Origin of the sequence: Geobacillus kaustophilus, assembly GCF_000948285.1 — a bacterium.
Lineage (GTDB): Bacteria > Bacillota > Bacilli > Bacillales > Anoxybacillaceae > Geobacillus > Geobacillus thermoleovorans_A.
The window spans coordinates 3477020-3503258 of record NZ_JYBP01000003.1; the positions used below are offsets into that span (position 1 = coordinate 3477020).

General features: G+C 52.7%; 24 protein-coding genes and 2 tRNA genes. All 26 read left to right on the forward strand.

The genetic code is table 11. The annotated features are described in order from the left end of the window. The 26 genes from LG52_RS17820 (at position 1) to pabA (ending at position 26236) form a co-directional block, all read left to right on the forward strand. The gene (locus LG52_RS17820) at positions 1-948 is read left to right on the forward strand and encodes a ribose-phosphate diphosphokinase (RefSeq protein ID WP_044732963.1); all 948 of its coding nucleotides are present in this window, start codon (positions 1-3) and stop codon (positions 946-948) included. Between the two features lie 77 nt (positions 949-1025). Beyond that, positions 1026-1658 (forward strand): 50S ribosomal protein L25/general stress protein Ctc, encoded by a 633-nt coding sequence (locus LG52_RS17825; RefSeq protein WP_044732964.1) that lies wholly within the window; start codon positions 1026-1028, stop codon positions 1656-1658. A gap of 60 nt (positions 1659-1718) precedes the next feature. Beyond that, on the forward strand, positions 1719-2279 hold the full coding sequence (gene pth, locus LG52_RS17830) for an aminoacyl-tRNA hydrolase (protein WP_044732965.1): 561 nt from the start codon (positions 1719-1721) through the stop codon (positions 2277-2279). A gap of 111 nt (positions 2280-2390) precedes the next feature. After that, positions 2391-2621: an anti-sigma-F factor Fin family protein gene (locus LG52_RS17835; RefSeq protein WP_011229562.1), complete on the forward strand. Its 231-nt coding sequence runs from the start codon at positions 2391-2393 to the stop codon at positions 2619-2621. 89 nt (positions 2622-2710) lie between these two features. Further along, a complete protein-coding gene (gene mfd / locus LG52_RS17840; protein WP_044732966.1) occupies positions 2711-6244 on the forward strand; it encodes a transcription-repair coupling factor in 3534 nt (1177 codons plus the stop codon). Between the two features lie 207 nt (positions 6245-6451). Continuing rightward, on the forward strand, positions 6452-6988 hold the full coding sequence (gene spoVT / locus LG52_RS17845; RefSeq protein ID WP_044732967.1) for a stage V sporulation protein T: 537 nt from the start codon (positions 6452-6454) through the stop codon (positions 6986-6988). 275 nt (positions 6989-7263) lie between these two features. Then, the gene (locus tag LG52_RS17850; protein ID WP_044732968.1) at positions 7264-8814 is read left to right on the forward strand and encodes a putative polysaccharide biosynthesis protein; all 1551 of its coding nucleotides are present in this window, start codon (positions 7264-7266) and stop codon (positions 8812-8814) included. 6 nt (positions 8815-8820) lie between these two features. Beyond that, positions 8821-10281, forward strand: coding sequence for a nucleoside triphosphate pyrophosphohydrolase (mazG, locus tag LG52_RS17855; protein ID WP_044732969.1), 1461 nt, complete (start codon positions 8821-8823; stop codon positions 10279-10281). A gap of 13 nt (positions 10282-10294) precedes the next feature. After that, a complete protein-coding gene (locus LG52_RS17860) occupies positions 10295-10576 on the forward strand; it encodes an RNA-binding S4 domain-containing protein (protein ID WP_012820451.1) in 282 nt (93 codons plus the stop codon). 122 nt (positions 10577-10698) lie between these two features. After that, positions 10699-11004 (forward strand): sporulation protein YabP, encoded by a 306-nt coding sequence (gene yabP, locus LG52_RS17865; protein WP_012820452.1) that lies wholly within the window; start codon positions 10699-10701, stop codon positions 11002-11004. Next, positions 11001-11633 (forward strand): spore cortex biosynthesis protein YabQ, encoded by a 633-nt coding sequence (gene yabQ, locus LG52_RS17870; protein WP_044732970.1) that lies wholly within the window; start codon positions 11001-11003, stop codon positions 11631-11633. The genes yabP and yabQ overlap by 4 nt, the downstream gene beginning before the upstream one ends. A 16-nt stretch (positions 11634-11649) precedes the next feature. After that, the gene (locus tag LG52_RS17875; RefSeq protein ID WP_044732971.1) at positions 11650-12021 is read left to right on the forward strand and encodes an FtsB family cell division protein; all 372 of its coding nucleotides are present in this window, start codon (positions 11650-11652) and stop codon (positions 12019-12021) included. 118 nt (positions 12022-12139) lie between these two features. Next, entirely contained in the window at positions 12140-12538 is a 399-nt protein-coding gene (locus LG52_RS17880; RefSeq protein ID WP_025950917.1) for a S1 domain-containing RNA-binding protein, read from the forward strand. Positions 12539-12711: 173 nt separating this feature from the next. After that, positions 12712-12788 (forward strand) — tRNA-Met (locus LG52_RS17885). A gap of 12 nt (positions 12789-12800) precedes the next feature. Next, a tRNA-Glu gene (locus tag LG52_RS17890) sits at positions 12801-12872 on the forward strand. Positions 12873-13069: 197 nt separating this feature from the next. Then, on the forward strand, positions 13070-15550 hold the full coding sequence (gene spoIIE / locus LG52_RS17895) for a stage II sporulation protein E (protein WP_044732972.1): 2481 nt from the start codon (positions 13070-13072) through the stop codon (positions 15548-15550). 64 nt (positions 15551-15614) lie between these two features. Next, positions 15615-16355, forward strand: coding sequence for a VWA domain-containing protein (locus LG52_RS17900; RefSeq protein WP_044732973.1), 741 nt, complete (start codon positions 15615-15617; stop codon positions 16353-16355). After that, positions 16318-17292, forward strand: a complete 975-nt coding sequence (locus LG52_RS17905) for a serine/threonine protein kinase (RefSeq protein WP_044732974.1) — start codon at positions 16318-16320, stop codon at positions 17290-17292. The genes LG52_RS17900 and LG52_RS17905 overlap by 38 nt, the downstream gene beginning before the upstream one ends. A gap of 67 nt (positions 17293-17359) precedes the next feature. After that, positions 17360-18754, forward strand: a complete 1395-nt coding sequence (tilS, locus tag LG52_RS17910; RefSeq protein WP_044732975.1) for a tRNA lysidine(34) synthetase TilS — start codon at positions 17360-17362, stop codon at positions 18752-18754. Between the two features lie 11 nt (positions 18755-18765). Continuing rightward, a complete protein-coding gene (gene hpt, locus LG52_RS17915) occupies positions 18766-19311 on the forward strand; it encodes a hypoxanthine phosphoribosyltransferase (protein WP_012820458.1) in 546 nt (181 codons plus the stop codon). Between the two features lie 94 nt (positions 19312-19405). After that, positions 19406-21304 carry an ATP-dependent zinc metalloprotease FtsH gene (gene ftsH, locus LG52_RS17920; protein ID WP_044732976.1) on the forward strand — a complete coding sequence of 633 codons (1899 nt, stop codon included), beginning with the start codon at positions 19406-19408 and terminating at the stop codon, positions 21302-21304. Between the two features lie 126 nt (positions 21305-21430). Next, positions 21431-22207: a type III pantothenate kinase gene (locus LG52_RS17925; RefSeq protein WP_044732977.1), complete on the forward strand. Its 777-nt coding sequence runs from the start codon at positions 21431-21433 to the stop codon at positions 22205-22207. Between the two features lie 8 nt (positions 22208-22215). Then, positions 22216-23106 (forward strand): Hsp33 family molecular chaperone HslO, encoded by an 891-nt coding sequence (gene hslO / locus LG52_RS17930; protein WP_082055778.1) that lies wholly within the window; start codon positions 22216-22218, stop codon positions 23104-23106. Between the two features lie 86 nt (positions 23107-23192). After that, positions 23193-24119 carry a cysteine synthase A gene (cysK, locus tag LG52_RS17935; protein WP_011229580.1) on the forward strand — a complete coding sequence of 309 codons (927 nt, stop codon included), beginning with the start codon at positions 23193-23195 and terminating at the stop codon, positions 24117-24119. A gap of 114 nt (positions 24120-24233) precedes the next feature. Next, entirely contained in the window at positions 24234-25655 is a 1422-nt protein-coding gene (pabB, locus tag LG52_RS17940) for an aminodeoxychorismate synthase component I (RefSeq protein ID WP_044732978.1), read from the forward strand. A gap of 5 nt (positions 25656-25660) precedes the next feature. Then, positions 25661-26236 carry an aminodeoxychorismate/anthranilate synthase component II gene (gene pabA / locus LG52_RS17945; protein ID WP_044732979.1) on the forward strand — a complete coding sequence of 192 codons (576 nt, stop codon included), beginning with the start codon at positions 25661-25663 and terminating at the stop codon, positions 26234-26236. The last annotated feature ends 3 nt before the right edge of the window (positions 26237-26239 follow it).

The following is a 26239-nucleotide window of genomic DNA, read 5'->3' on the forward strand; positions in this document are numbered from 1 at the left end:
ATGTCTGACTGTCAGCATCAATTAAAATTGTTCGCTCTGAACTCGAACATGAAGTTGGCGAAGGAAATTGCAGAAGTCATGGGAATCGAGCTCGGCAAATGTTCCGTTTCCCGTTTCAGCGACGGGGAAATTCAAATCAACATTGAAGAAAGCATCCGCGGCGACGATGTGTTCGTCATTCAATCGACGAGCGTGCCGGTCAATGAGCATTTGATGGAGCTGCTTATTATGATTGACGCGTTAAAGCGTGCCTCGGCCCGCACGATCAATATCGTGATGCCGTATTACGGCTATGCCCGTCAAGATCGGAAAGCGCGTTCGCGCGAACCGATTACGGCGAAGCTCGTGGCCAACTTGCTTGAAACGGCCGGAGCGTCGCGTGTCATCACGCTTGATTTGCATGCCCCCCAAATTCAAGGATTTTTCGATATTCCCATCGATCATTTGATGGGTGTGCCCATTTTGGCGGATTATTTTAAAAGCAAACAATTGGAAGATATTGTCGTCGTCTCTCCGGACCATGGGGGTGTCACAAGGGCGCGCAAGCTCGCCGACCGTTTGAAAGCGCCGATCGCCATTATTGATAAGCGCCGGCCGAAGCCGAACGTGGCGGAAGTGATGAACATTGTCGGGCAGGTGGCGGGAAAAACGGCTATTTTGATTGATGACATTATCGATACGGCCGGCACGATTACCCTTGCGGCCAACGCCCTCGCCGAGAACGGGGCGAAAGAAGTGTATGCATGTTGCACACATCCGGTGCTGTCCGGTCCGGCGATTGAGCGCATCCAAAATTCCAGGATCAAGGAGCTTGTCGTCACTAATTCAATTGCCTTGCCAGAAGAGAAAAAAATTGATAAAATTGTAGAGCTGTCGGTGGCGCCGCTCATTGCCGAGGCCATCAACCGCGTATATGAAATGAAGTCTGTCAGCGTCCTGTTCGACTAACGCAGGAAAACATGTTTAGCCCTTCTTGTTTTAGGATAAAGTAGACAATAGATTCTAATTCAGGAAGGTGAAGAAACATGGCGATTGTGTTGGAAGCGAAGGAACGTACAGACAAAAAACGTTCGACATTGCACCGCATTCGTTCACAAGGCGGCATTCCAGCAATTTTGTACGGCAAAAAAGTCGAAAACAAAATGATTTTCGTCAACACTGCAGAGCTGGAGAAAGCGCTTCGTGAAGGCGGGCGCACAAGCTTAATGACGCTGAAAGTCGGCGGTGAGGAACATTCGGTGTTGTTGCGCGAACTGCAGCGCGACCCGTTGCGCGGTCATCTTCTTCACGCTGATTTTCAAGCGGTTGACATGTCAACGGAGGTCGATATTGATGTGGAAGTCCGCTTGGTGGGTGAAGCGCCTGGTGTGAAAGACGGCGGCGTGCTGCAGCAAAACTTGCATGAGCTGTCGATCCGCGTCTTGCCGGCGAACATCCCGCCAGTGATCGAAGTGGACATTTCCGGCCTGCAAGTGGGCGATACCGTCACCGTTGGCGATGTGAAAACGGACGGCAAATTTGAAATCAATCATGAGCCTTCCGAGGTGATCGCCACGATCTTGCCGCCGCAACAAGAGGAAGAAATCGATAGCGGCGAACAGCAAGAGGCAGGGCAGCCTGACGCTGCGGAAGGAAGAGAAACGACGCCAGAAGAGTGACAGACGTAACCGTTTCGGTTACGTCTTTTGTAGTATCATGCAAAGAGAGGAGCGCGAGGATTGAAGCTGTTTGTCGGGCTCGGCAATCCGGGCAAGGAGTATGAGCAAACAAGGCACAATGTCGGCTTTTTCGTCATCGACGAGCTGGCCAAGCGCTGGAATGTATCGTTAAAAACTGCTAAATTTCGCGGCTTGTTCGGAACGGCATCCGTTTCTGGCGAAAAAGTAGCATTATGCAAACCGTTGACATATATGAATTTATCAGGAGAATGTGTTCGCCCGCTGATGGATTACTACGACATTTCCGTCGATGATGTCATCGTCATTTACGATGACCTCGATCTCCCGCCAGGGAAAATCCGCCTTCGCTTAAAAGGGAGTTCCGGCGGCCATAACGGCGTCAAATCGCTCATTCAGCACCTTGGCACCGAGCAGTTTAAGCGCATCCGCATCGGCATCGGTCGGCCGACCGGCGGTCAGCCGGTCACGGACTACGTGCTCGGCCGCTTCACCGAAGAGGAGAAGCCTGCGGTGGACAAAGCGGTGCTGCGGGCCGCCGATGCGTGTGAACAGGCGGTGACGGCGCCGTTTATCCAAGTGATGAATGCGTTTAACGAGTGAATATTTTCCTCTGAACTGGTGCACAATGTGAGTACGGGAGGCGGCCGAAGCGTCGGCTTCGTCTGCCTTGTGGACGGAACAGCCCGGTGCCCAGTGAGGAGGTTGGCTTAAATGGCGCTACACTACTATTGCCGCCATTGCGGTGCAAAAGTCGGGACGATTGAGCAAATGCCGATATACAGCGAGAAACTGGGATTCCACCACTTAACGGAAGAGGAACGGCTCGAGATGATTTCGTATGAACCGAACGGCGACATTCATGTGAAAACGATTTGTGAAGACTGCCAAGAGGCGCTGGCGCGAAACCCGGAATGGCATCAATACGAAAAATTCATCCATTAAGGGCGGCTTTGGGCGACCAAAGCGTTTTTGCGTTTGCGAAAGAATAGTGAAACGGAAAGAAACTGGCGTTGAGAGGAGGGAGAATAGGGGTGCTTTCGCTGCATCGCTATTTAGCTGAAAACCAAGATGTCCGTACGATCATCGAAGGGCTCCATGTCCGTTTGAAGGAACAGCTTGTCGCCGGGCTGTCCGGATCGGCCCGGTCTGTTTTTATTTCCACGCTTTACAAGGAGACAGGCCGGCCGCTGTTAGTCGTCTCTCACAATTTGTTTCAGGCGCAAAAAATGTATGACGATCTCGTTTCATTGCTCGGGCCGGAAGACGTGTTCCTTTACTCAGTGAACGAAGTGATCGCCGCTGAGATGGCGATCGCCAGCCCAGAGCTGAAGGCACAGCGCCTAGAGATTATGAACCATTGGGCGCAAGGCGGAAAAGGAGTCGTCGTCTGCCCGGTCGCCGGCTTGCGGCGTTTGCTGCCGCCGCCGTCGCTTTGGAAGCAGTATTTGTTCACTTTCTCTGTGGGACAAGAACTCGATGTAGAACGTTGTAAACAGCAGTTTGTGCAAATGGGGTACAAACGGGTCGGCACTGTTTCCGCCCCCGGAGAGTTCAGCGTCCGCGGCGGCATCATCGACATTTATCCATTGACTGCTGAGCTTCCGTACCGCATCGAGCTGTTTGATACGGAAATCGAATCAATTCGGACGTTCACCCCTGACGACCAACGTTCGCAAGGGCAAATCGAGCGCATCATGATCGGGCCGGCCGATGAAATCATTCTCGACGAAGAGACGCGGCGCCGGGGGATCGAGCAGATTGAAGCCGGACTTGCGTCGAGTTTGGAGACGATGAAAGATGAGGCCGCCAAACAGCGGATGTATGAACATATTCACGCTGAGCTTGAGCAACTGCGCGAGGGGCAGGAAATCGAGCAGCAATATAAATATATGTCCCTTTTTTATGAAAACGTTGCGAGTTTGCTAGATTACCTGCCAGAAGACGGCGTGCTGCTCATGGATGAAATGAGCCGGCTCCAAGAAGCGGCAGAACGGTTGGACCGCGAAGAGGCGGAATGGTATACGAGTTTGCTTGACGGCGGGAAAATGATTCATGGCGTGCCGCTTTCGCATTCGTTTTCTGAATTATTGCAAAAACATCGATTCCAGCGGGTATACTTATCATTGTTTTTGCGCCATGTTCCGTATGCCCACCCACAAAACGTCGTCAATATTACGTGCAAACAAATGCAAAACTTCCATGGGCAAATGGCGCTTCTTCAATCCGAAGTCGAGCGGTGGAAAAAGGCAAACTATGCGGTCGTCTTTTTGGCGCCGGATGCGGAGCGGGTGAAAAAGCTGCAATCATTGCTTCAAGATTATGAGATTGACGCGCTGCCGCTCGCGCGCGATGCGGCTTTGCTGCATGGCAAATGCCAGCTCTTTGAAGGAGATTTAAATACCGGGTTTGAATTGCCGTTGCAAAAAATTGCCGTCATCACAGAAGAAGAGCTGTTCAAAAAACGGGTCAAACGCCCGGTGCGCCGGCAAAAGCTGTCCAACGCCGAGCGGATCAAAAGCTACGCTGAACTGCAAGTTGGCGACTACGTCGTCCATGTGAACCATGGCATCGGGAAATATTTAGGCATCGAGACGTTAGAAATCAACGGGGTGCATAAAGACTATATTCATATCCAGTATCAAGGCGGCGATACGCTGTATGTTCCGGTCGACCAAATCGATCAAGTGCAAAAATACGTCGGTTCGGAAGGGAAAGAGCCAAAAATTTACAAACTCGGCGGTTCGGAATGGAAAAAGATCAAAAAGAAAGTGGAATCATCCGTTCAGGATATTGCTGAAGATTTAATCAAGCTGTACGCCGAGCGTGAGGCAAGCAAAGGATATGCGTTTTCGCCGGACACCGAGATGCAGCGCGAATTTGAAGCGGCGTTTCCATATCAAGAGACGGAAGATCAGCTTCGGTCGATTGAGGAAATTAAGCGTGATATGGAGAGTGACAAACCGATGGATCGCCTCCTTTGCGGCGACGTCGGATACGGGAAGACGGAAGTGGCGTTGCGGGCGGCGTTTAAAGCCATTATGGACGGCAAACAAGTGGCCTTTCTTGTGCCGACCACGATTTTGGCCCAACAGCATTACGAAACGGTGCGCGAACGGTTTCAAGGGTTCCCGATCAACGTGGGACTGTTGAACCGCTTCCGGACGAAAAAGCAACAAGCCGAGATAATCAAAGGGCTAAAAGATGGGACGATCGATATGGTCATCGGAACGCATCGGCTGCTGTCGAAAGACGTGAAGTTTAAAGATTTAGGCTTGCTCATTATCGACGAGGAGCAGCGGTTTGGCGTGGCGCATAAAGAAAAAATCAAACAGCTGAAGGCGAACATCGACGTGCTCACCTTAACGGCGACGCCGATTCCGCGCACGTTGCATATGTCGATGGTCGGCGTGCGAGATTTGTCGATCATTGAGACGCCGCCGGAAAACCGGTTTCCGGTGCAGACGTATGTGATGGAATATACGCCCGAGCTCGTCAAAGAGGCGATTGAACGTGAGCTCGCCCGCGACGGGCAGGTGTTTTTCCTTTACAACCATATTGAAGACATCGATTTAAAAGCGGAAGAAATCGCCCAGCTTGTCCCGGAAGCGCGCGTCACTTACGTGCATGGCCGCATGTCGGAAACGGAGCTTGAATCGACGATTTTGGCGTTTTTGGAAGGGCAATACGATGTGCTGGTGACGACGACGATCATTGAAACGGGCATCGATATTCCGAATGTCAACACGCTTATCGTCTACGACGCCGACCGGATGGGATTGTCGCAGCTGTACCAGCTGCGCGGGCGCGTCGGCCGCTCCAACCGCGTCGCTTATGCGTATTTCACCTATCGGAAAGATAAAGTGCTCAATGAAGCGGCAGAAAGGCGGCTGCAAGCCATTAAAGAGTTTACCGAGCTCGGCTCCGGCTTTAAAATCGCCATGCGCGATTTGTCGATCCGCGGCGCAGGCAACATTCTCGGCGCCGAACAGCACGGCTTTATCGACTCGGTCGGATTCGATTTGTATTCGCAAATGTTGAAAGAAGCGATTGAAAAACGGCGCGGCATCAAGCGAGAAGATGAGCAGCCGGATATCGTCATCGATGTCGAAGTCGACGCCTATATTCCGAGCACATACATTGCAGACGAATTGCAAAAAATCGAGATGTACAAGCGATTTAAGGCAGTGGAGACGCTCGAAGACGTTGAGGCGCTGCGTGAGGAAATGGTCGACCGCTTCGGCGATTATCCAGATGAAGTTGCGTATTTGTTCCAAATTGCTGAGTTGAAGGTGTTGGCCAAGCAGCTTGGCGTTGAATCGATGAAGCAGCATAAGCAGCAAATTGACATCTTGTTTACTGAACAGGCATCGAAAACGGTGGAAATCCAGCGTCTATCTGAAATCGGACACCGGCATGGCCGCTTATTCGGGTTTGGCATGGACGGAGCGAAGCTGAAAATTGTGCTCTATATCAAGGAAATGAAGCCGCACGAGTGGCTGATGATTTTAGAGGAGACGCTGCGGCGGCTGTCCGGGGTGGAAAAAGAGAAGTCGGTGACGGCATAATCAAGAAAAAGTTTTATGATGTTTATCGTTTCCTGCATGTGGCGATAATGAAGGATGGGCAATTTTATCAAAATGGCCAAAATCACTTTCATCACGTATAGAACGTGGATTGTGAAGGATACTAATGACAACAATGGTGAATTCCCCATTACAAGGGTTCATCGGAGTATCCTTCAAATCCTAGATGAAAGTGAGGGTATACAAGGCATGAAAGCAACCGGTATTGTTCGTCGCATTGATGATTTAGGAAGAGTTGTCATTCCGAAGGAAATTCGCAGAACGTTGCGCATTCGCGAAGGAGATCCGCTCGAAATATTTGTTGACCGCGATGGAGAAGTCATTTTGAAAAAATATTCGCCGATCAGTGAATTAGGCGACTTTGCCAAAGAGTACTCCGAAGCGCTGTTTGACAGCCTCGGCCAGCCTGTGCTCATTTGCGACCGCGATGTATACATCGCTGTCGCCGGCGTTTCGAAAAAAGAGTATATGAACAAAAGCGTCAGCCCGTTGGTGGAAAAAGCCATGGAAGACCGCAATTCCATCCTCCATACGGAGGAAGGAGAAGTCGAGCTCGTTGACGGGATGACGGAAACGTTGAAGTCGTATACGATCGGCCCGATTGTCGCCAACGGCGATCCGATCGGAGCAGTCATCATTTTATCGCGCGAGAAAACGCTTGGTGAAGTGGAGCATAAGGCAGTAGAAACAGCCGCCAGCTTTTTGGCTCGACAAATGGAACAATAGGCGAAACGACAAGGCAGCTTCACAGGCTGCCTTTTTTTCCGCCCGGCAAATGGGGCGTCACATGTCCTGAATCCCGGAATCGCTTCCACATCCTGCTTTTTTCATCCGCCTGGCTTGGGGAACAGCGCATGAAGCCGTGCGAGTTGACCATCACCTTTGTCCAACAGGCGGAAGTTGCGCTATAATATCGAGCGTAGCCATAATGGCGCTTGGCGATTTCTATCGCTCTCCGGCGTCTAGGTTGAGTGGGTTGTCTATGCGAGGGGAGAAACTGGATGGGAAACGTATGGAAAGGGGCGGCGATCTTAACGGCCGCCGCTTTGGCTGCGAAACTATTAAGCGCTTTGTACCGTGTTCCGTATCAAAATATGGTCGGGGACATTGGTTTTTATATTTACCAACAAGTGTACCCGATTTATGGCATCGTCGTCGCACTCTCGCTGACCGGCTACCCGGTTGCCGTCTCGAAGCTTGTCGCCGAGCGGTTGGCGGGACAGGATGAAGCGGGCGCTGCCGCTAGTGTGCGCGTCGCTTTGTTGGTGTTAAGCGTCCTTGGCGTCATCCTGTTTGCTTCGCTGTATTTAGGGGCGGGGGTGATTGCTTCGGCGATGGGCGATGGACGGCTTACGCCGCTCGTGCGCTTGCTTTCATTTTCGTTTTTGCTGTTTCCGCCCATCGCGTTGTTGCGCGGCTATTTCCAAGGGTGGCATGATATGACGCCGACGGCGGCGTCCCAAGTTGGCGAGCAATTCGTCCGGGTGACGGCGATTTTAGGGCTGTCGTATGGAGCGGTGCAGCGCGGCGCTGACGTCTATGCTTGCGGCATGGCAGCGGTCGCAGGGACGCTAGTAGGCATGGCGGCGGCGCTTTTCATTTTGCTTTTCTTCCTGTCCCGGCGCCGGCGGCTAAAAACGGCGGGCCGCACGCCGCCAGCTTGGGATCGACAGGTGGGCCGGCGTTTATTGGCGGCGGGGACGGTCATTTGCTTGACGAATATGGCGTTGACGCTGATTCCACTCGTCGATTCATTTTTATTCGTTCCGCTTCTACAGGAAGCGGGGGCAAGGCTCGATGAGGTGCAGCGGCTAAAAGGAGTGTACGACCGCGGTCAACCGCTCATTCAGCTCGGCACGGTCGTCGGCACGTCGTTTTCATTGGCGCTTGTTCCACTTATTTCCGGAGCGCGCCGCCAAGGTGCCATTTTTGCCTATGGAGCGCTGTCCATCCGGCTTGCCGTTGTCATCGGGCTTGGTGCTTCGTTAGGGCTCATTTGCCTCATTCGACCGATCAATGCAATGTTGTTCGAGAATGACTACGGTTCGTCGGTTCTCGCCGTCTTGTCCTCCTCTGTCTTTTTTACTACGATCGCGTTGACCGCCTCTGCATTATTGCAAGGAATGGGAAGGGAATGGACGGCCGCTGCCGGCGTGGCGCTGGCGGTGGCGGGGAAGGCCGCGCTTATGCATTGGCTTGCTCCGCGGTTTGGAGCGCTTGGCGCCGCAGCGGCGACGACGGGTGCTTATGCGCTCATGGCAGGCTTTTTATACGCCTTTTTGCCGCGTGAATATCGGACGGCGGGCCGGAAATACATGTACCCAACCGTGAAAGCGGCCGTTATGATGGCCGCCGTCTTGCATGGGTATAGGTGGCTGATGGACAGCTCGAGCGAGGGGCGGCTATGGGCGGCTGCCGAGGCGCTTGGGGGCGTTGCCATCGGTGCTGTCGTTTACCTTGCGTGTATTGTGGAAGGACATGTTTTTTCTGAACAGGAGTTGGCAGCTTTCCCATTGGCTAATAAATTCCGTCTACGATTAGGAGGCAGGTGATCGGCGATGAATACGATTTATGTGTTCGGCCTCGGCGCCGGAGATGTAAAACAGCTGCCGGTCGGCGTGTATCGAAAGCTAAAACAGGCGCATCCGCTCTTTTTGCGGACGAAAGAACACCCGGCGGTAAAATGGCTTGAAGAGGAAGGAATTGCGTTTACGTCATTTGATGAAGTGTATGAAAAGCATGAGCAGTTTGCTGATGTGTACGATGACATCGTCGATCGATTGACGGAACAGGCGAAGCGCGGCGATGTGTTTTACGCCGTTCCCGGCCATCCGCTTGTTGCCGAGCGGACGGTGCAGCTTCTTTTCGAAGCTGAGCGGCGCGGCGTCTGCCGAATCGTTATCGAAGGTGGTCAAAGCTTTTTGGATGCGCTGTTTACGGCGGTGCGCATCGATCCAATTGAAGGGTTTCAGTTGCTTGATGCGACGACTTTTCGAGGAGAGGAATGGTCGCCTTCACTGCATGCTGTTTTTTGTCAAGTGTACGATTCGTTTGTGGCCTCGAACGTGAAGCTTTCTTTGATGGAGCAGCTTCCCGACGATTACCCGATCTACATTGTCACCGCGGCAGGCACGAAGGACGAGCAAGTAAAGCGTGTACCGCTTTATGAGTTGGACCGCGAGACGGGGCTTGACAACTTGACAAGCGTCTACGTGCCGCCGGTGAAGGACGAGCCGTTGCTTTACCACCGGTTTGAGACGCTGCGCCGCGTCATCGCCACGCTGAGAGGGCCGAACGGCTGTCCATGGGATCGGAAGCAGACGCATGCGTCGCTGAAGCGCTATTTGCTTGAGGAGGTGTATGAGCTGCTCGAGGCGATTGACGAGGGTGACGATGATCATATGGTCGAGGAGCTCGGCGACGTATTGCTGCAAGTGATGCTCCATGCGCAAATCGGCGCCGACCGAGGGTTGTTTTCGATCGACGACGTCATCCGCACGCTGACGGCGAAAATGATCCGACGCCACCCGCATGTGTTTGGCGATGTCACGGCCGAGACGGCCGAACAAGTCGTTGCCAACTGGGAGAAGATCAAGGAGAAAGAAAAAGGAGGCGGGCTTTCGGAATCGATTCTTGCCGACATTCCGAAAAGTTTGCCAGGGACGATGCGGGCGTACGAGCTGCAGAAACGAGCGGCGAAAGTCGGGTTTGACTGGGATGATGCCGCGCCGATATGGCAAAAAGTCGAAGAAGAAATGGCCGAGTTTCGAGCGGAAACGTCCGGCGGTCGTCGCGATCGGCTTGTCGGCGAGTTTGGCGATCTATTGTTCGCGCTCATCAACCTTGCCCGTTATTACGGGATTCAACCGGAAGAAGCGTTGCAAATGGCCAACGACAAATTTGCCCGCCGTTTCGCTTATATCGAGGAACAAGTGCGAAAAAGCGGCCGGTCGATCACCTCGTTTTCGCTTGCCGAACTCGATCGTTTTTGGGAAGAAGCCAAAGAAAACGAACGGTAAGGGGGATCATGCAATGCGCCTTGATAAATTTTTAAAAGTGTCCCGCCTCATCAAACGCCGCACGTTGGCGAAGGAAATCGCCGATCAAGGGAGAGTGTGGATCAACGGCCATGTCGCCAAAGCGAGCTCCGATGTGAAAGTCGGGGATGAATTGACGATTCAATTTGGGCAAAAGCGGGTAACGGTAAAAGTAACGGATCTAAAAGAAACAACGAAAAAAGAGGAGGCAACCGGGCTGTACGAATTGATCCGCGAAGAACGGACCACCCCGGCGCCGGAACAAGACGACGTCTAATTTGTCCTGCAGGCTTGTTCTAAACCATCTCCCGCTGACATACATATGGTACAAACAACGGATGAGAAAAGGCGGTTGGCCTTGCCGGCTTTCTATACTAAATGGAAATGCGGGGGATGAACATGAGTCGACACGATGAATTTGGCGGGAGCACGAACAAAGGTCCGGTCCAGGAACATGATGTGATCATGCGCGGCCGGCGCCTTCTTGACATCACCGGGGTGAAACAAGTCGAGAGCTTTGACAACGAGGAGTTTTTGCTTGAGACGGTCATGGGCTTTTTGGCCATCCGCGGGCAAAACTTGCAGATGAAAAACTTAGATGTCGACAAAGGCGTTGTTTCGATTAAAGGGCGCATTTTCGACCTCGTTTATTTAGATGACCATCAGGAGAAGGCTAAAGGATTCTTTAGCAAGTTGTTCAAATGAATGTCAGCATACAGCTGTACACCATGCTGGCGATGATTGGCATGGGCGGCTGGCTTGGCCTGGGGTGGGATACGTACAGCCGGATGTTGAAACGGCATGAGCGGGCGCACTGGCTCGTCTTTGTGAATGACGTGTTGTTTTGGGTGGTGCAGGCGCTCATCGTGTTTTATGTGCTTCTTTTCGTCAATGAAGGCGAGCTTCGCTTTTATTTGTTTCTCGCACTTTTATGCGGATATGCCGCTTATCAAAGCTTGCTCCGCTCCTTTTATGTTCGGGTGCTCGAGTGGTTCATTGGGCTGGCGGTAAGACTCGGACAGACGCTCGTTCAGCTGTTCCGCCTCATGGTCATGCGCCCGCTCATCCTCCTTGGACAAATGGCGCTGGCACTTCTATTGTTCGCTTGGCGGCTTTTGTTGTGGATCGTTCGGTTTGTGCTGCTGGCTGTTTGGAAGATGATCCGCCTTTTGCTTGCTCCGCTGCGTTGGACGGGCATCATGATTTGGCGGCGGATGCCGCCGCAAAGACGAGCCGGAGTGGAAAAATTTTTTCGACGTTTAAAAGGATTTGCTGGACAAATCAAGAATACAAAAGAGAAAATAAGCATGTGGTTTGCGAAATGGCGCGAGTAAAAGAGGTGTAAACGCGATGAACGTGCCCCGGAGAACGAATGTGACGAAGCTGTCGTCGACGTATATAGCGGAGCATGAGGAGAAAAAGCAGAAGGCGGCGAGAAGACGGCGGGCTGTCGCTGTCCGTTTGGTTGTCTGGTCGTTGTTGTTTGCGATGTTCGCCTCCGCTCTTGTCTACACCTTGCACTCGCAAGCGAAGGCGATCGATGCAAAAACGACGGAACAGCAAAAGCTGAAAGAGCAGCTTGCGGAGCTTGAGCGGAAGGAAAAGCAACTGAAAGAGGAAATGAAAAAGTTGCATGATGATGACTATATCGCCGAGCTGGCGCGGAAAAAATATTACTTATCGAAAGATGGAGAAATTATTTTCGTCTTGCCGGAAAAATAATTTTGCCTGCGAATGCCCGTTTTCTATGGGCATTCGTCATATTGACACGCATTTTTTTCATTCGCTATAATAAAAAAAACACCATCTTTAAAGCGTGTTAAGGAGGAGCACTTTTTTTATGTCGATTGAAGTAGGCAGCAAGTTACAAGGCAAGGTCACGGGCATTACAAAATTTGGGGCGTTTGTGGAGCTGCCGGAGGGGGTCACAGGACTCGTTCACATTAGCGAGGTAGCCGATAACTATGTCAAAGACATCCACGATCATCTGAAAGTCGGCGATATGGTGTATGTTAAAGTCATCAACGTCGGTCAAGATGGAAAAATTGGTTTATCCATTCGCAAAGCAAAAGATACGCCTTCTTCGCAGCGGCCGCGCCATCGGACAAACGACCGCTCCGCGGCGGACAGCTTAGAACAAAAAATCAGCCGATTCTTAAAAGAGAGTGAAGACCGATTGGCATCGCTGCGCCGTCATACGGAGTCGAAGCGGGGAGGTCGTGGGGCGAGACGAGGGTAACTTGCTGCTGAAAGATTGTTTGAAGGATGACAAATGAGGAAACAAGCATCCGTCGCTATGGATGCTTTTTTGTTTCTGTATGGAATAAGAGGATATATTTCCCTTTTGCATTTTCCGCCTATATGTATTGACAATCGTCATCTCCTCCGTTATGATATAAACTGTTGTCACACGGCGGTGTAGCTCAGCTGGCTAGAGCGTACGGTTCATACCCGTGAGGTCGGGGGTTCGATCCCCTCCACCGCCACCAACAATCAAAAATGGCCCGTTGGTCAAGTGGTTAAGACACCGCCCTTTCACGGCGGTAACACGGGTTCGAATCCCGTACGGGTCATCGCAAACGAGCATGCGCCATCAAGCGACATGCTCGTTTTTCTTTTTTGTCTCTTTCTGTCGGAACAAGCCTGTTGACCGCGTTTTGCCGTGGAAAGCGTCGAACGATTTTTTATTTTTCTCTGTGGTTTTGACAAATTTTTGACAATTCAAGCGATATAATAGGGGGTAATAGAAAGGCAAAGGAGAGGATCGGGAATGGAAAGAGTAGAAAGAGGGACGGTGCGCCGCAGCATTTCGGAAGTGCCGATTCATGACACGCAAGCAACGGTGTCGCGCTGGATGCGCCATGTGAAGCTGCGCCTTGGTCATCTGTTCATCCATCAAGGCTTTTTGCTTCTTCTTGTCGGCTTTTTGCTTGGACGAGCGTTGATTTTATCGAAGCTGACCCCGTTCGCTTTGCCATTTTTCGTTTCGGTCTATATGCTGCGCCGCGACAAGGCCGCTTTTGCGTTGATCTCGCTGTTGGCCGGTGCTTTGACGCTGTCGCTTGATGTGGCGCTGTTTGTCGGCGTTTCCATTTTTGGCTTTCTCTTTATTTACGGATGGGTGCGGAGGGTGATCAGTGAGTCACTGAAAATCGTTCCATTTGTTGTGTTTGTGCTGTCTCTTTCCGCCAAATGGCTGATCTCCTATTATTGGCTCGGAGAGCGGTCGGTCTACGGCGCCGCCATGGCGGTCGTCGAAGCCGGGTTGTCGCTTGTATTGACCTTGATTTTTATGCAAAGCATCCCATTGTTGACAGTGCAGAAGCATAAACATGCGTTGCGAGCGGAAGAGATCATTTCGTTGATCATTTTGCTCGCCTCGATGTTGACCGGGATGATCGGCTGGGCTGTGTACGGTTTGTCGCTTGAGCATGTGATGTCACGCTACCTCGTTTTGTTGTTCGCGTTTGTCGCCGGGGCGGCGACCGGTTCCACCGTCGGCGTTGTCACCGGGCTTGTACTGAGCTTGGCAAATGTCGGCAACTTGTCGGAAATGAGCTTGCTTGCTTTCGCCGGGCTGCTTGGCGGGTTGCTGAGGGAAGGGAAAAAACTTGGGGTGGCGTTCGGCCTCCTCGTCGCGACGCTGCTGCTTGGTTTATACGGCGAAGGGAAGAGTGAGCTTGTGCCGACGTTGCTTGAATCCGGCATCGCCATTATGCTGTTTTTTGGTACATCCCGTTCGCTGACGGAGAAAATCGCCAAATACATTCCCGGCACGGCAGAATATATAAATGAGCAACAACAATACGTCCGGAAAATCCGTGATATGACGGTGCAACGCGTCTCGCAGTTTTCCAACGTCTTTCAAGCGCTGGCGGAAAGCTTTTCGCCCGAACCGCTTCCGGATGCCAATGAATACAGCGACCGTGAAGTCGACTATTTTTTGAGCGACATCACGGAAAAAACGTGCCAAACGTGCTTTAAGAAGACGCAATGCTGGGCGGACAACTTTCGTACAACCTATGTGTATATGAAACAAATGATGGGCGAGGCGGACGAAAAAACATTGTCGCAAAACCATCAGTTGCTGCGCGAGTGGGAGCGGTATTGCGTCAAGGCCGGCAAAGTCGTCGACGCGATTGAAAAAGAGATGGTTGCTTATCAAGCAAACCGCAAGCTCAAACGGCAAATCCACGAAAGCCGGAAGCTTGTCGCTGAACAGCTGTTGGGCGTTTCGCAAGTGATGGACGATTTCGCCAAAGAAATGCAGAAAGAACAGGAAAATCATTATTTGCAGGAGGAACAAATTTACCATGCGCTGCAAGAGTTTGGCATCGAAGTGGGCCATGTCGACATTTACAGTTTGGAAAAAGGAAATATCGATATTGAAATGAGCATTCCTTACTGCGAAGGGCGGGGTGAGTGCGAAAAACTGATCGCCCCGATGCTGTCAGATATTTTAGGAGAGACGATCGTCGTCAAGCGCGAAGAGTGCGCCGTCTACCCGAACGGCTACTGCCGCGTCGCCTTCGGCTCGACGAAAGCGTTCGTCGTCGAAACGGGCGTCGCGTTTGCCGCCAAAGGAGGGGGGTTCATTTCTGGCGACAGTTATGCAACGATTGAACTTGCCACCGGCAAGTACGCCGTTGCCATCAGCGATGGCATGGGCAATGGGGAGCGGGCGCATGACGAAAGCCGCGAGACGCTGCGCCTGTTGCAAAAGATTTTGCAGACGGGAATGGACGAGTCGATTGCCATCAAATCGATCAATTCGATTTTGGCATTGCGGACGACAGAAGACATGTATGCGACGCTCGATTTGGCCATCATCGATTTGCAAAACGCGGCGACGAAGTTTTTGAAAATCGGATCGACGCCAAGCTTTATTAAGCGCGGTGACAAGGTGATGAAAGTGGAAGCGAGCAACTTGCCGATGGGCATCATTAAAGAAGTGGAATTTGACGTTGTCACCGAGCAGCTGAAATCGGGCGACTTGCTCATTATGATGAGCGATGGTGTGTTTGAAGGGCCGATGAACGTCGAAAACCATGATGTTTGGATGAAGCGGAAAATTCAAGAATTAAAGACGAACGACCCGCAGGAAGTCGCCGATTTGATCATGGAGGAAGTGATCCGCCAATGCGGCGGCGAGATTGAAGACGATATGACCGTCGTTGTCGCCAAAGTGCGGCACAATACGCCGAAATGGGCGACGATTCCGACATACATGTATATGAAAAAGGCGCAATAGCTAGCGTATAAAAACGTTCCCCTACGGCGATGATGGTAATACATTCGCCAAGGAGGGAACGAACGTGCGAAAGGGAACGTTGCGGCAAATTTTGCTCATTACCGATGGCTGCTCCAACCATGGTGAGGACCCAGCCGCCATGGCAGCGCTGGCTCGCGAGCAAGGCATTACGGTGAACGTGATCGGCATCTTGGACCAAGGCGCGATGGATGAAAACGGACGGCGGGAAATTGAAGCGATCGCCGCGGCTGGCGGCGGGATGAGCCAAGTCGTGTACGCGAAACAGCTGTCGCAAACCGTGCAAATGGTGACGCGCCAAGCGATGACTCAGACGTTGCAAGGGCTCGTCAATCGCGAGTTGAAACAAATCTTTGGTTCTGACGTTTCGCTTGAGGACTTGCCGCCGGACAAGCGCGGCCAAGTGATGGAAGTTGTCGATGAACTCGGGGAAACGGTTGCCCTTGATGTGCTCATTTTAATCGATACGAGCGGGAGCATGAAAACAAAACTGCCGACCGTCAAAGAGGCGCTCATCGATTTATCGCTCAGCTTAAATGCGCGCATGGGCGAAAACCGCTTTTCGGTGTTCATCTTCCCGGGAAAACGGACGCACGCCGAAAAAATGATCGACTGGACGCCAAGGATTGAAGAGTTGTCCACCATCTTTTCGAAATTGGCGTCGGGCGGGCTGACGCCGACCGGACCGGCGCTCGGCGAGGCAATCGCCTATTTTGAGCGTAAACGGTCGTTAAGGAGCTGGATCGGCGATGGCGATGAGCCATACATCGAAGAATCGTCTTTGTAATTTGCCGCCTGGTACGGTCATCACTGGGAAATGGCACGGCCATTCCTACCGGCTGCTGCGGCGGCTTGGCAACGGGGCGAACGGCGTTGTCTATTTGGCGGAGAACGGCCGGACTCGCGTCGCCGTCAAGTTGAGCGATGACTATGCGTCATTGACATCGGAAATGAATATATTGCGCCGTTTTGCTAAGGTCCAGGGAGCCGCCCTCGGGCCTTCTTTGCTGGAAGCCGATGACTGGCAAAGCCCGTTTGCGCGGGAGACGATCCCGTTTTATGTGATGGAGTATATTGAAGGGGAGAATTTCGCTGCTTTCATCCGCCGCCGGGGAAAAGAGTGGGCGCCCGTGCTCGTGATGCAGCTGTTGTCGGTGCTTGATCGGCTTCATCAAGAAGGATGGGTATTTGGGGATTTAAAGCCGGATAATTTGATTGTTACCGGGTCGCCGCCGTCGGTTCGGTTGCTTGATGTGGGCGGGACGACGCTGCAAGGAAGGGCGGTAAAAGAGTTTACTGAGCTGTATGACCGCGGCTATTGGGGGCTTGGATCGCGCAAAGCGGAGCCATCTTACGACTTGTTTGCGGCGGCGATGGTGATGATTTCTTCTTGCTGCCCGGGGCCGATTGAGAAAAAGGGGGACGGTCGGGCGCAACTGTTGTCCATCATCGAAACGGACCGCTTTTTAACCCGATACAAGGAGGTGTTGCAAAAGGCGCTTGACGGCCGATATCGAAAGGCGGCCGATATGCGTCGCGACTTATTGGCCGCCTCTTCCCGCCATACATCGGCGAAAAACGAAAGAAAGGCAGTGCCAAGCCGTCGGTCGGGGCGGCAGGTGAAACGGCGCCGCCAGGCGAGAGGGATTGTCGAAACGGTGGTCATCGCCGCCGCATTGCTGGGCGCCTATGCTTTTTATATATATTGGCAGCTGGCGATGTAATTTTTTTGAGAAAACAGGGCGGACGTGTTACGATGAAGCTGAAAGAAACGCAAAGAGGTTGGCTCGGATGATCGACAAAGTGCGCGCCTTTATCCACAGGCATCAACTGCTTTCAGAAGGAGCGGCCGTCATCGTTGGCGTCTCCGGAGGCCCGGATTCGCTTGCGTTGCTGCACGTTTTTTTGTCGCTGCGCGACGAATGGAAGCTTCAGGTCATAGCGGCCCATGTTGACCACATGTTTCGTGGGCGGGAGTCAGAAGAAGAGATGGAGTTTGTGAAACGTTTTTGCGTGGAGCGCCGTATTTTATGTGAGACTGCGCAAATCGACGTCCCGGCCTTTCAGCGCAGCGCAGATCTCGGCGCCCAAGAGGCGGCGCGGATCTGCCGCTACCGCTTTTTTGCCGAACTGATGGAAAAGCATCAAGCGGGGTACGTCGCCGTAGGCCATCATGGCGACGATCAAATCGAGACGATTTTAATGCGGCTTGTGCGCGGCAGCACAAGCAAAGGATACGCTGGTATTCCCGTCAAACGGCCGTTTCACGGCGGCTATCTCATCCGTCCGTTTTTGGCTGTCAGCCGGGCGGAGATTGAAGCGTATTGCCGTCAGATGGGGCTGTCTCCACGCCGCGATCCGAGCAATGAAAAAGTCGATTATACGCGCAACCGGTTCCGCCATCATATTGTCCCGCTGCTCAGGCAGGAAAATCCGCGCCTGCACGAGCGGTTTCAGCAATACAGCGAAATGATGGCGGAAGATGAGCAATTTTTGGAGGAATTAGCCGCGGACGCGCTGAATAAAGTAATGGAAAAACAACATCGCGATGCGGCGCTTTCCATCGGACCATTTTTGGCGTTGCCGCGACCGCTGCAGCGCCGGGTGCTGCAGCTGTTGCTTCTCCGTCTTTATGGCGGCGTTCCGCCGACATTGACTTCCGTACATATCGGCCATATACTGATGCTTTGTGAGCGCGGCCGCCCTTCCGGAATGATTGATTTGCCAAAAGGGCTCAAAGTGATTCGCTCGTACGACCGCTGTTTGTTTACTTTTGGCGCAGAAAGCGGCGAGAAAGGCTATTGGTTTGAACTGCCGGTTCCGGCGCTATTGCCCCTCCCAAACGGCTATGCAATCATCAGTGAATTTGGGGAACACTATCCAAGAAAGCAGGCCGGGAATGATTGGTTCGTCGTGGATCCTGCTTCTGTCTCCTTGCCGCTTCGCGTGCGGACGCGTCGGCGCGGCGACCGGATGGTGCTTAAGGGGACGGGAGGCACGAAAAAATTGAAAGAAATTTTCATTGAAGCAAAAATTCCGCGGATGGAAAGGGATCGCTGGCCGATTGTCGAAGATGCCGACGGCCGCATCCTTTGGGTGCCTGGCTTGAAAAAATCGGCTTTGGAAGCGCAAAACCGTGGGCAAGCCCGCTATATTTTGCTGCACTATCAGGCGATGAACAGCTAGGAGGAAAAAAGATGGGGATGAAAGACGATATTCAAAAAGTGTTGATCACTGAAGAGGAAATTCAGGCAAAAGTCAAAGAACTCGGAGGTTTGTTAACGAAAGAATATGAAGGCCGTTTTCCGCTCGCTGTCGGCGTCCTCAAAGGGGCGATGCCGTTTATGGCCGACTTGCTCAAACATATTGATACATATTTGGAAATGGATTTTATGGACGTATCAAGCTATGGCAATGCAACCGTTTCATCCGGCGAAGTGAAAATCGTCAAAGACTTGAACACATCCGTCGAAGGACGGGATATTTTGATCATTGAGGATATTATTGACAGCGGGTTGACGCTCAGCTATTTGGTCGATTTGTTTCGCTACCGGAAGGCGAATTCGATCAAAATCGTCACGCTTCTTGACAAGCCGTCTGGACGGAAGGCGGACATTCAAGCCGATTACACCGGATTTACCGTCCCGGATGAATTCGTCGTCGGCTACGGGCTCGATTACGCGGAAAAATACCGCAACCTCCCGTTTATCGGCGTCTTAAAGCCGGAAGTGTACCAAAAGTAGAACAGTTGCTGGGCGACGGCCGAATTGTTTGTATTGAAACAAATTTCTATGATAGTATTGAATATAGTGTGTTTCATATGGGAGGAGGCAAGAAATGAACCGGATTTTCCGCAATACCATCTTTTATTTGCTGATTTTCCTCGTCGTGATCGGCGTCGTCAGCTTTTTTAACGGCACGAACCAGCGGACCGAGCCGATGACGTACGATGCGTTCATCACTCATCTGGAAAACGGGGATGTCAAGTCGTTTTCCATTAAGCCGGAGCGCGGCGTATATGAAATCAAAGGCCAGTTGAAAACATATAGCGAAGGGCAGTACTTTTCCACCTACGTCATGAACAGCGACAAAGTGCTTGACCGCATCGATGCGGCGGCGGCGCGGACGCGGGTGGAAGTCGTGCCAGCGGACGAAACGAGCGGATGGGTGACGTTTTTCACTTCCATCATTCCATTTGTTATTATTTTTATTTTGTTCTTCTTCCTTTTGAACCAGGCACAGGGCGGCGGCAGCCGGGTGATGAATTTCGGCAAAAGCCGGGCGCGGTTGTATACGGATGACAAGCGGAAAGTCCGCTTCCGCGATGTGGCTGGGGCAGATGAGGAAAAGGAAGAGTTGGTGGAAATCGTCGAATTTTTAAAAGATCCGCGCAAGTTTGCGGAACTTGGCGCCCGCATTCCGAAAGGGGTATTGCTCGTTGGGCCGCCCGGAACCGGGAAAACGTTGTTGGCGCGCGCGGTTGCCGGAGAAGCGGGCGTGCCGTTTTTCTCGATCAGCGGGTCGGATTTCGTGGAAATGTTCGTCGGGGTCGGGGCATCGCGGGTGCGCGATTTATTTGAGACGGCGAAAAAAAATGCCCCGTGCATCATCTTCATTGATGAGATCGACGCCGTCGGCCGCCAGCGCGGCGCCGGCCTTGGCGGCGGCCATGACGAGCGTGAGCAGACGCTCAACCAACTGCTTGTCGAAATGGACGGCTTTAACGGCAACGAAGGGATCATTATTATCGCGGCCACCAACCGGCCGGACATTTTAGACCCGGCGCTGTTGCGCCCGGGTCGCTTCGACCGGCAGATTACCGTCGACCGCCCGGACGTCAAAGGGCGCGAAGCGGTGCTGCGCGTGCATGCCCGCAACAAGCCGCTCGATGAATCGGTTGACTTGAAGACGATCGCGATGCGGACGCCTGGATTTTCCGGCGCCGACTTGGAAAACTTGCTGAATGAGGCGGCGCTCGTTGCAGCGCGCCGCAACAAAAAGAAAATTGATATGAGCGACATCGACGAGGCGACGGACCGGGTGATTGCGGGACCGGCGAAAAAAAGCCGCGTCATTTCGGAAAAAGAACGGCGCATCGTCGCCTTTCACGAAGCTGGGCATACGGTCATCGGCATGGTGCTTGCCGACGCGGAAATGGTGCATAAAGTGACGATTGTGCCGCGCGGCCAAGCCGGAGGCTATGCAGTCATGCTGCCGAAAGAAGACCGCTACTTTATGACGAAAGCCGAACTGATGGATAAAATCACCGGACTGCTCGGCGGGCGCGTTGCCGAGGAAATCGTGTTCAATGAAGTGAGTACAGGGGCCCATAACGATTTTCAGCGGGCGACAAACATCGCGCGCCGGATGGTGACAGAGTTCGGCATGAGCGAAAAGCTTGGTCCCCTGCAATTCGGCCAGCCGACTGGTCAAGTGTTTTTAGGACGTGACTTACACAACGAGCAAAACTACAGCGATAAAATCGCCTATGAAATTGACTTAGAGATTCAGCGCATCATTAAAGAGTGTTATGAAAAAGCGAAACAAATTTTAACCCAGCATCGGGACAAATTGGATTTGATCGCCAACACGCTGTTAGAAGTCGAGACGCTCGATGCGGAGCAAATTAAACATTTGTTCGAACATGGCACGTTGCCGCCGGACCGCAACGGAAACAACGGGGCTGATAAAGATAAAGGCGACGTGAAAATTAACATTCAAAAGAAAGAAGAGTAATCGATGTCTCTGTTCGGAGGCATCTTTTTTTTGCCGGCGGCCCAGGGAAAGAAGGACAGTTTTTTCCCCGTAAGTATGATATGATAAAGAATGGGAATTTATCGAGGAAAAGCGAGGAATGAAGCGATGATTTTTGTATTGGACGTCGGCAATACAAACACGGTGTTAGGGGTGTATGACGGGGACGAACTGAAACATCATTGGCGCATTGAAACAAGCAGGGGGAAAACGGAAGACGAATACGGCATGATGATCAAAGCGCTCTTGAACCATGTCGGCTTGCAGTTTTCCGACATTCGAGGCATTATCATTTCCTCGGTCGTGCCGCCGATTATGTTTGCTCTTGAACGCATGTGTCTAAAATATTTCCATATCAAACCGCTCATCGTCGGTCCCGGCATTAAAACCGGGCTCGACATCAAATATGACAATCCGCGCGAGGTGGGCGCCGACCGGATTGTCAACGCGGTCGCCGGCATCCACTTGTACGGCAGTCCGCTGATTATCGTCGATTTTGGCACGGCGACGACGTATTGTTATATTAATGAACATAAACAATATATGGGAGGGGCCATTGCCCCGGGAATTATGATCTCGACGGAGGCTCTGTTTGCGCGAGCGGCGAAATTGCCGCGCATTGAAATCGCCCGCCCGGATGATATCATCGGCAAAAATACGGTCAGCGCCATGCAAGCCGGCATTTTGTACGGCTATGTCGGACAAGTGGAAGGCATCGTGTCGCGAATGAAGGCGAAAAGCAAAGTTCTGCCGAAGGTGATTGCCACCGGCGGTCTCGCGCCGCTTATTGCCAGCGAATCCGACGTCATTGATGTCGTTGATCCATTTTTGACGCTGACCGGCTTAAAACTGTTGTATGAGAAAAACACCGAGAAAAAAGGATGAAGGGTTTGATGACGATGGGAGACTACTTAGTCAAAGCACTCGCTTACAATGGACAAGTGAGAGCGTATGCCGCAAGAACGACGGAAACTGTCGCCGAGGCGCAACGCCGCCACCAAACGTGGCCGACCGCCTCAGCGGCCCTTGGTCGAGCGTTGACCGCCGGTGTCATGATGGGAGCGATGCTGAAAGGCGAGGAAACGTTGACGATTAAAATTGACGGCGGCGGCCCGATCGGCGTCATTTTGGTCGACAGCAACGCCAGAGGGGAAGTGCGTGGCTATGTAACGAATCCGCATGTGCATTTTGAGCTGAACGAGCACAGGAAACTTGATGTGGCACGGGCGGTCGGCAAAAATGGGATGTTGACGGTTGTGAAGGATCTTGGGCTGCGCGACTTTTTCACCGGACAAGTGCCGCTTATCTCCGGGGAGCTCGGCGATGATTTTACGTATTATTTTGCTTCGTCCGAACAAATTCCGTCATCGGTTGGCGTCGGGGTGCTCGTCAATCCCGACCATACCATCCGAGCCGCAGGAGGATTTATCATCCAGCTGATGCCCGGGACGGAGGAGAACACGATCATTCGCATTGAAGAGCGGCTGAAACAAATTCCGCCTGTATCGCGCATGATTGAAAGCGGACTCGGACCGGAGCAAATGCTCGAGCAGTTGTTGGGCGACGGCGGTGTGCGCGTGTTGGAAACGATGCCGGTGTCATTCGTCTGTCGCTGTTCGCGCGAGCGAATCGCTGATGCTCTTATCAGCCTAGGGCCCGAGGAAATCCAAGACATCATCGACAAAGAAGGGCAGGCGGAAGCTTCGTGCCATTTTTGCAATGAAACGTACCAGTTCGACAAAGCCGAACTGGAACAGTTGAGACAACTGGCAAAAAAAGAATGAAAACAGTAAAATGATTGACAATTACGCCAATAGTTGATACATTGGATACAAAGTCGATAAAAATAATGGGGATTAGAGGTGGAACAATGGCACGCACAGTCAACTCGATAACCGAATTGATCGGTGATACGCCGGCTGTGAAACTGAACCGCATCGTAGATGAGGACAGCGCGGATGTGTATTTGAAACTGGAATTTATGAACCCGGGCAGCAGCGTCAAAGACCGGATCGCGTTGGCGATGATTGAAGCGGCGGAAAAAGCGGGCAAGCTGAAGCCGGGCGATACAATCGTCGAGCCGACAAGCGGCAACACCGGGATCGGTCTGGCGATGGTGGCGGCGGCGAAAGGGTATAAAGCGGTGCTAGTCATGCCGGATACGATGAGCTTGGAGCGCCGCAACCTGCTGCGGGCGTATGGAGCCGAGCTTGTGCTCACACCGGGTGCACAAGGGATGCGCGGAGCAATCGCAAAGGCGGAAGAGCTCGTCCGCGAGCACGGCTACTTTATGCCGCAACAATTTAAAAACGAGGCGAACCCGGAAATCCATCGCTTGACGACCGGGAAAGAGATCGTGGAGCAAATGGGAGACCAGCTTGATGCGTTTGTTGCCGGCGTCGGCACGGGCGGAACGATCACCGGAGCAGGCAAAGTATTGCGTGAAGCATATCCGAACATTAAAATTTACGCCGTTGAGCCGGCCGATTCGCCGGTCTTGTCGGGAGGAAAACCGGGTCCGCACAAAATCCAAGGGATCGGCGCTGGCTTTGTTCCAGATATTTTGGATACGAGCATTTACGATGGAGTTATTACGGTAACGACGGAAGAAGCATTTGCGGCGGCCCGCCGCGCGGCTCGCGAGGAAGGCATTCTCGGCGGCATTTCGTCCGGCGCTGCGATTCATGCGGCATTGAAAGTGGCGAAAGAGCTCGGCAAAGGGAAAAAAGTGCTCGCCATCATCCCGAGCAACGGCGAACGGTATTTGAGCACGCCTCTTTACCAATTTGAAGACTAAGCAGACTTTTTCGGCAGGGGAAGCCCTGTCGAATTTTTTTACGAGGATGGTGACCGAGACGGACAATCATTGTACAATAAAAGTAACTATGGACATCGTAAGGAGCTGACGAGGATGGAACAGCGGCGCAGGCGACTGAAACGAACCATCGATTATCGCGGACGGGATTGGTTCCGCCAGTACGAACAACTGGCCTATAGCCGGCCTCATCATGTGTTGCTTGAGAGCGGCCAAGGAGGAAGGTACAGCATTATCGGCCTTGACCCGATCGGAGTGATCCGCGCTGACGAGCGGCGGCTCGTCATCAAGCAGCGCGGGGTTGAAACGGTGCTCGATGGCTCTCCGCTCGAAGGGCTCCGGCAATGGCTTCGGTGTTTGGCCGTGCCGGATGAGGGGGAGTCGTTGCCTTGCCAAGGTGGGCTGATCGGTTTCATTAGCTATGATGCCGTTCGCTATATAGAACGGCTCCCGGTGCTTGCCCAAGATGATTTGCGGCTGCCGCTCATGTATTTTTTCCTCTTTGACGACGTAGCGATTTATGATCACCAAACTGAACAGCTTCATTTGCTTGCCTACGCGAATGAAGGGGAGGAAAGCGAAGCAAACCGGCGGCTTGCGCGGCATGCACGGATGTGGCTCGAGGATCGGAACGAAGCGCTGGCCTGGCCGCTTGCTGCCTCGACAGCTGCGCCGTCTGTTTCAATGACAAAAGAGAGGTTTATGGATGCGGTTCGCCGCGTGCAACGCTATATTGCGGCGGGCGATGTGTTTCAAGTCAACTTATCGGTGCGTCAGTCGCAGCCGCTGGTGACGCATCCATTTGCGGTCTACAAACAGCTGCGGACCCTTAATCCGTCACCTTATATGGCGTATTTGCATACCCCAGAATTTCAAGTCGTCAGCGGCTCGCCGGAGCTGCTCGTCCGCAAGCGGGGATGGCGTCTTGAGACGCGGCCGATTGCCGGCACACGTTCGCGCGGTCGGACGGCGGCAGAGGATGAACAAATTGCTCGCAAGTTGCTTGCGAGTGAAAAGGAGCGGGCCGAGCACGCCATGCTCGTTGATCTTGAACGGAATGACCTTGGGCGCGTCTGTGCATACGGGACGGTTCGAGTTGACGAATGGATGACCGTCGAAAAGTATTCTCATGTGATGCATATCGTTTCTCACGTATCCGGCACCATGACGACGGAGCACGATGCGTTTTCTGTCATTCGCGCCATGTTTCCCGGCGGGACGATCACCGGCGCCCCGAAAGTGCGAACAATGGAAATTATTGAAGAGTTGGAACCGGTCCGCCGCGGCTTGTACACGGGCTCGATCGGTTGGATCGATTTTCAAGGAAACATGGAGCTAAACATCGCCATCCGAACGATGATCGTCAAAGACGGATTGGCGCATGTACAGGCAGGAGCGGGCATCGTCATCGATTCCACCCCAGAGCATGAGTACAAGGAATGTTTAAAGAAAGCGGCTGCCCTTTGGAAAGCGAAAGAGCTGAGCGAAGCAGAGGCATTATTTTCGAGCATGAGGTGAGAATGATGATCGTCATGATTGATAACTACGATTCATTTACGTACAATTTAGTGCAGTATTTGGGCGTGTTGGGAGAAGAGCTGATTGTCAAACGGAATGATGAAATTACGGTGGCTGAAATCGAACGACTCCGCCCCGATTTTATTATGATTTCCCCCGGTCCGTGCACACCGAATGAGGCAGGGGTCAGCCTGGAAGTCATCGATCGCTTTGCCGGCCAAATTCCGATTTTCGGCGTCTGCCTCGGGCATCAAGCCATCGCCCAGGCGTTCGGCGGCCGCGTTGTCCGCGCTCCAAGGCTGATGCACGGGAAAACATCGTCCGTCTATCATGATGGGGAGACGATTTTCCGCGGCGTGCCGAACCCGTTTACGGCAACGCGCTACCATTCCCTTATCGTCGAGAAAGAGACGCTTCCGGACTGTTTCGTCGTGTCGGCTTGGACGGAAGAGGATGAAGTGATGGCGATTCGCCATAAAACGCTGCCGGTGGAAGGCGTGCAGTTTCACCCGGAATCGATTATGACAAGCCATGGGATGCAGCTGTTGAAAAACTTTATCGACACGTATAAAAAGGCGTGACAG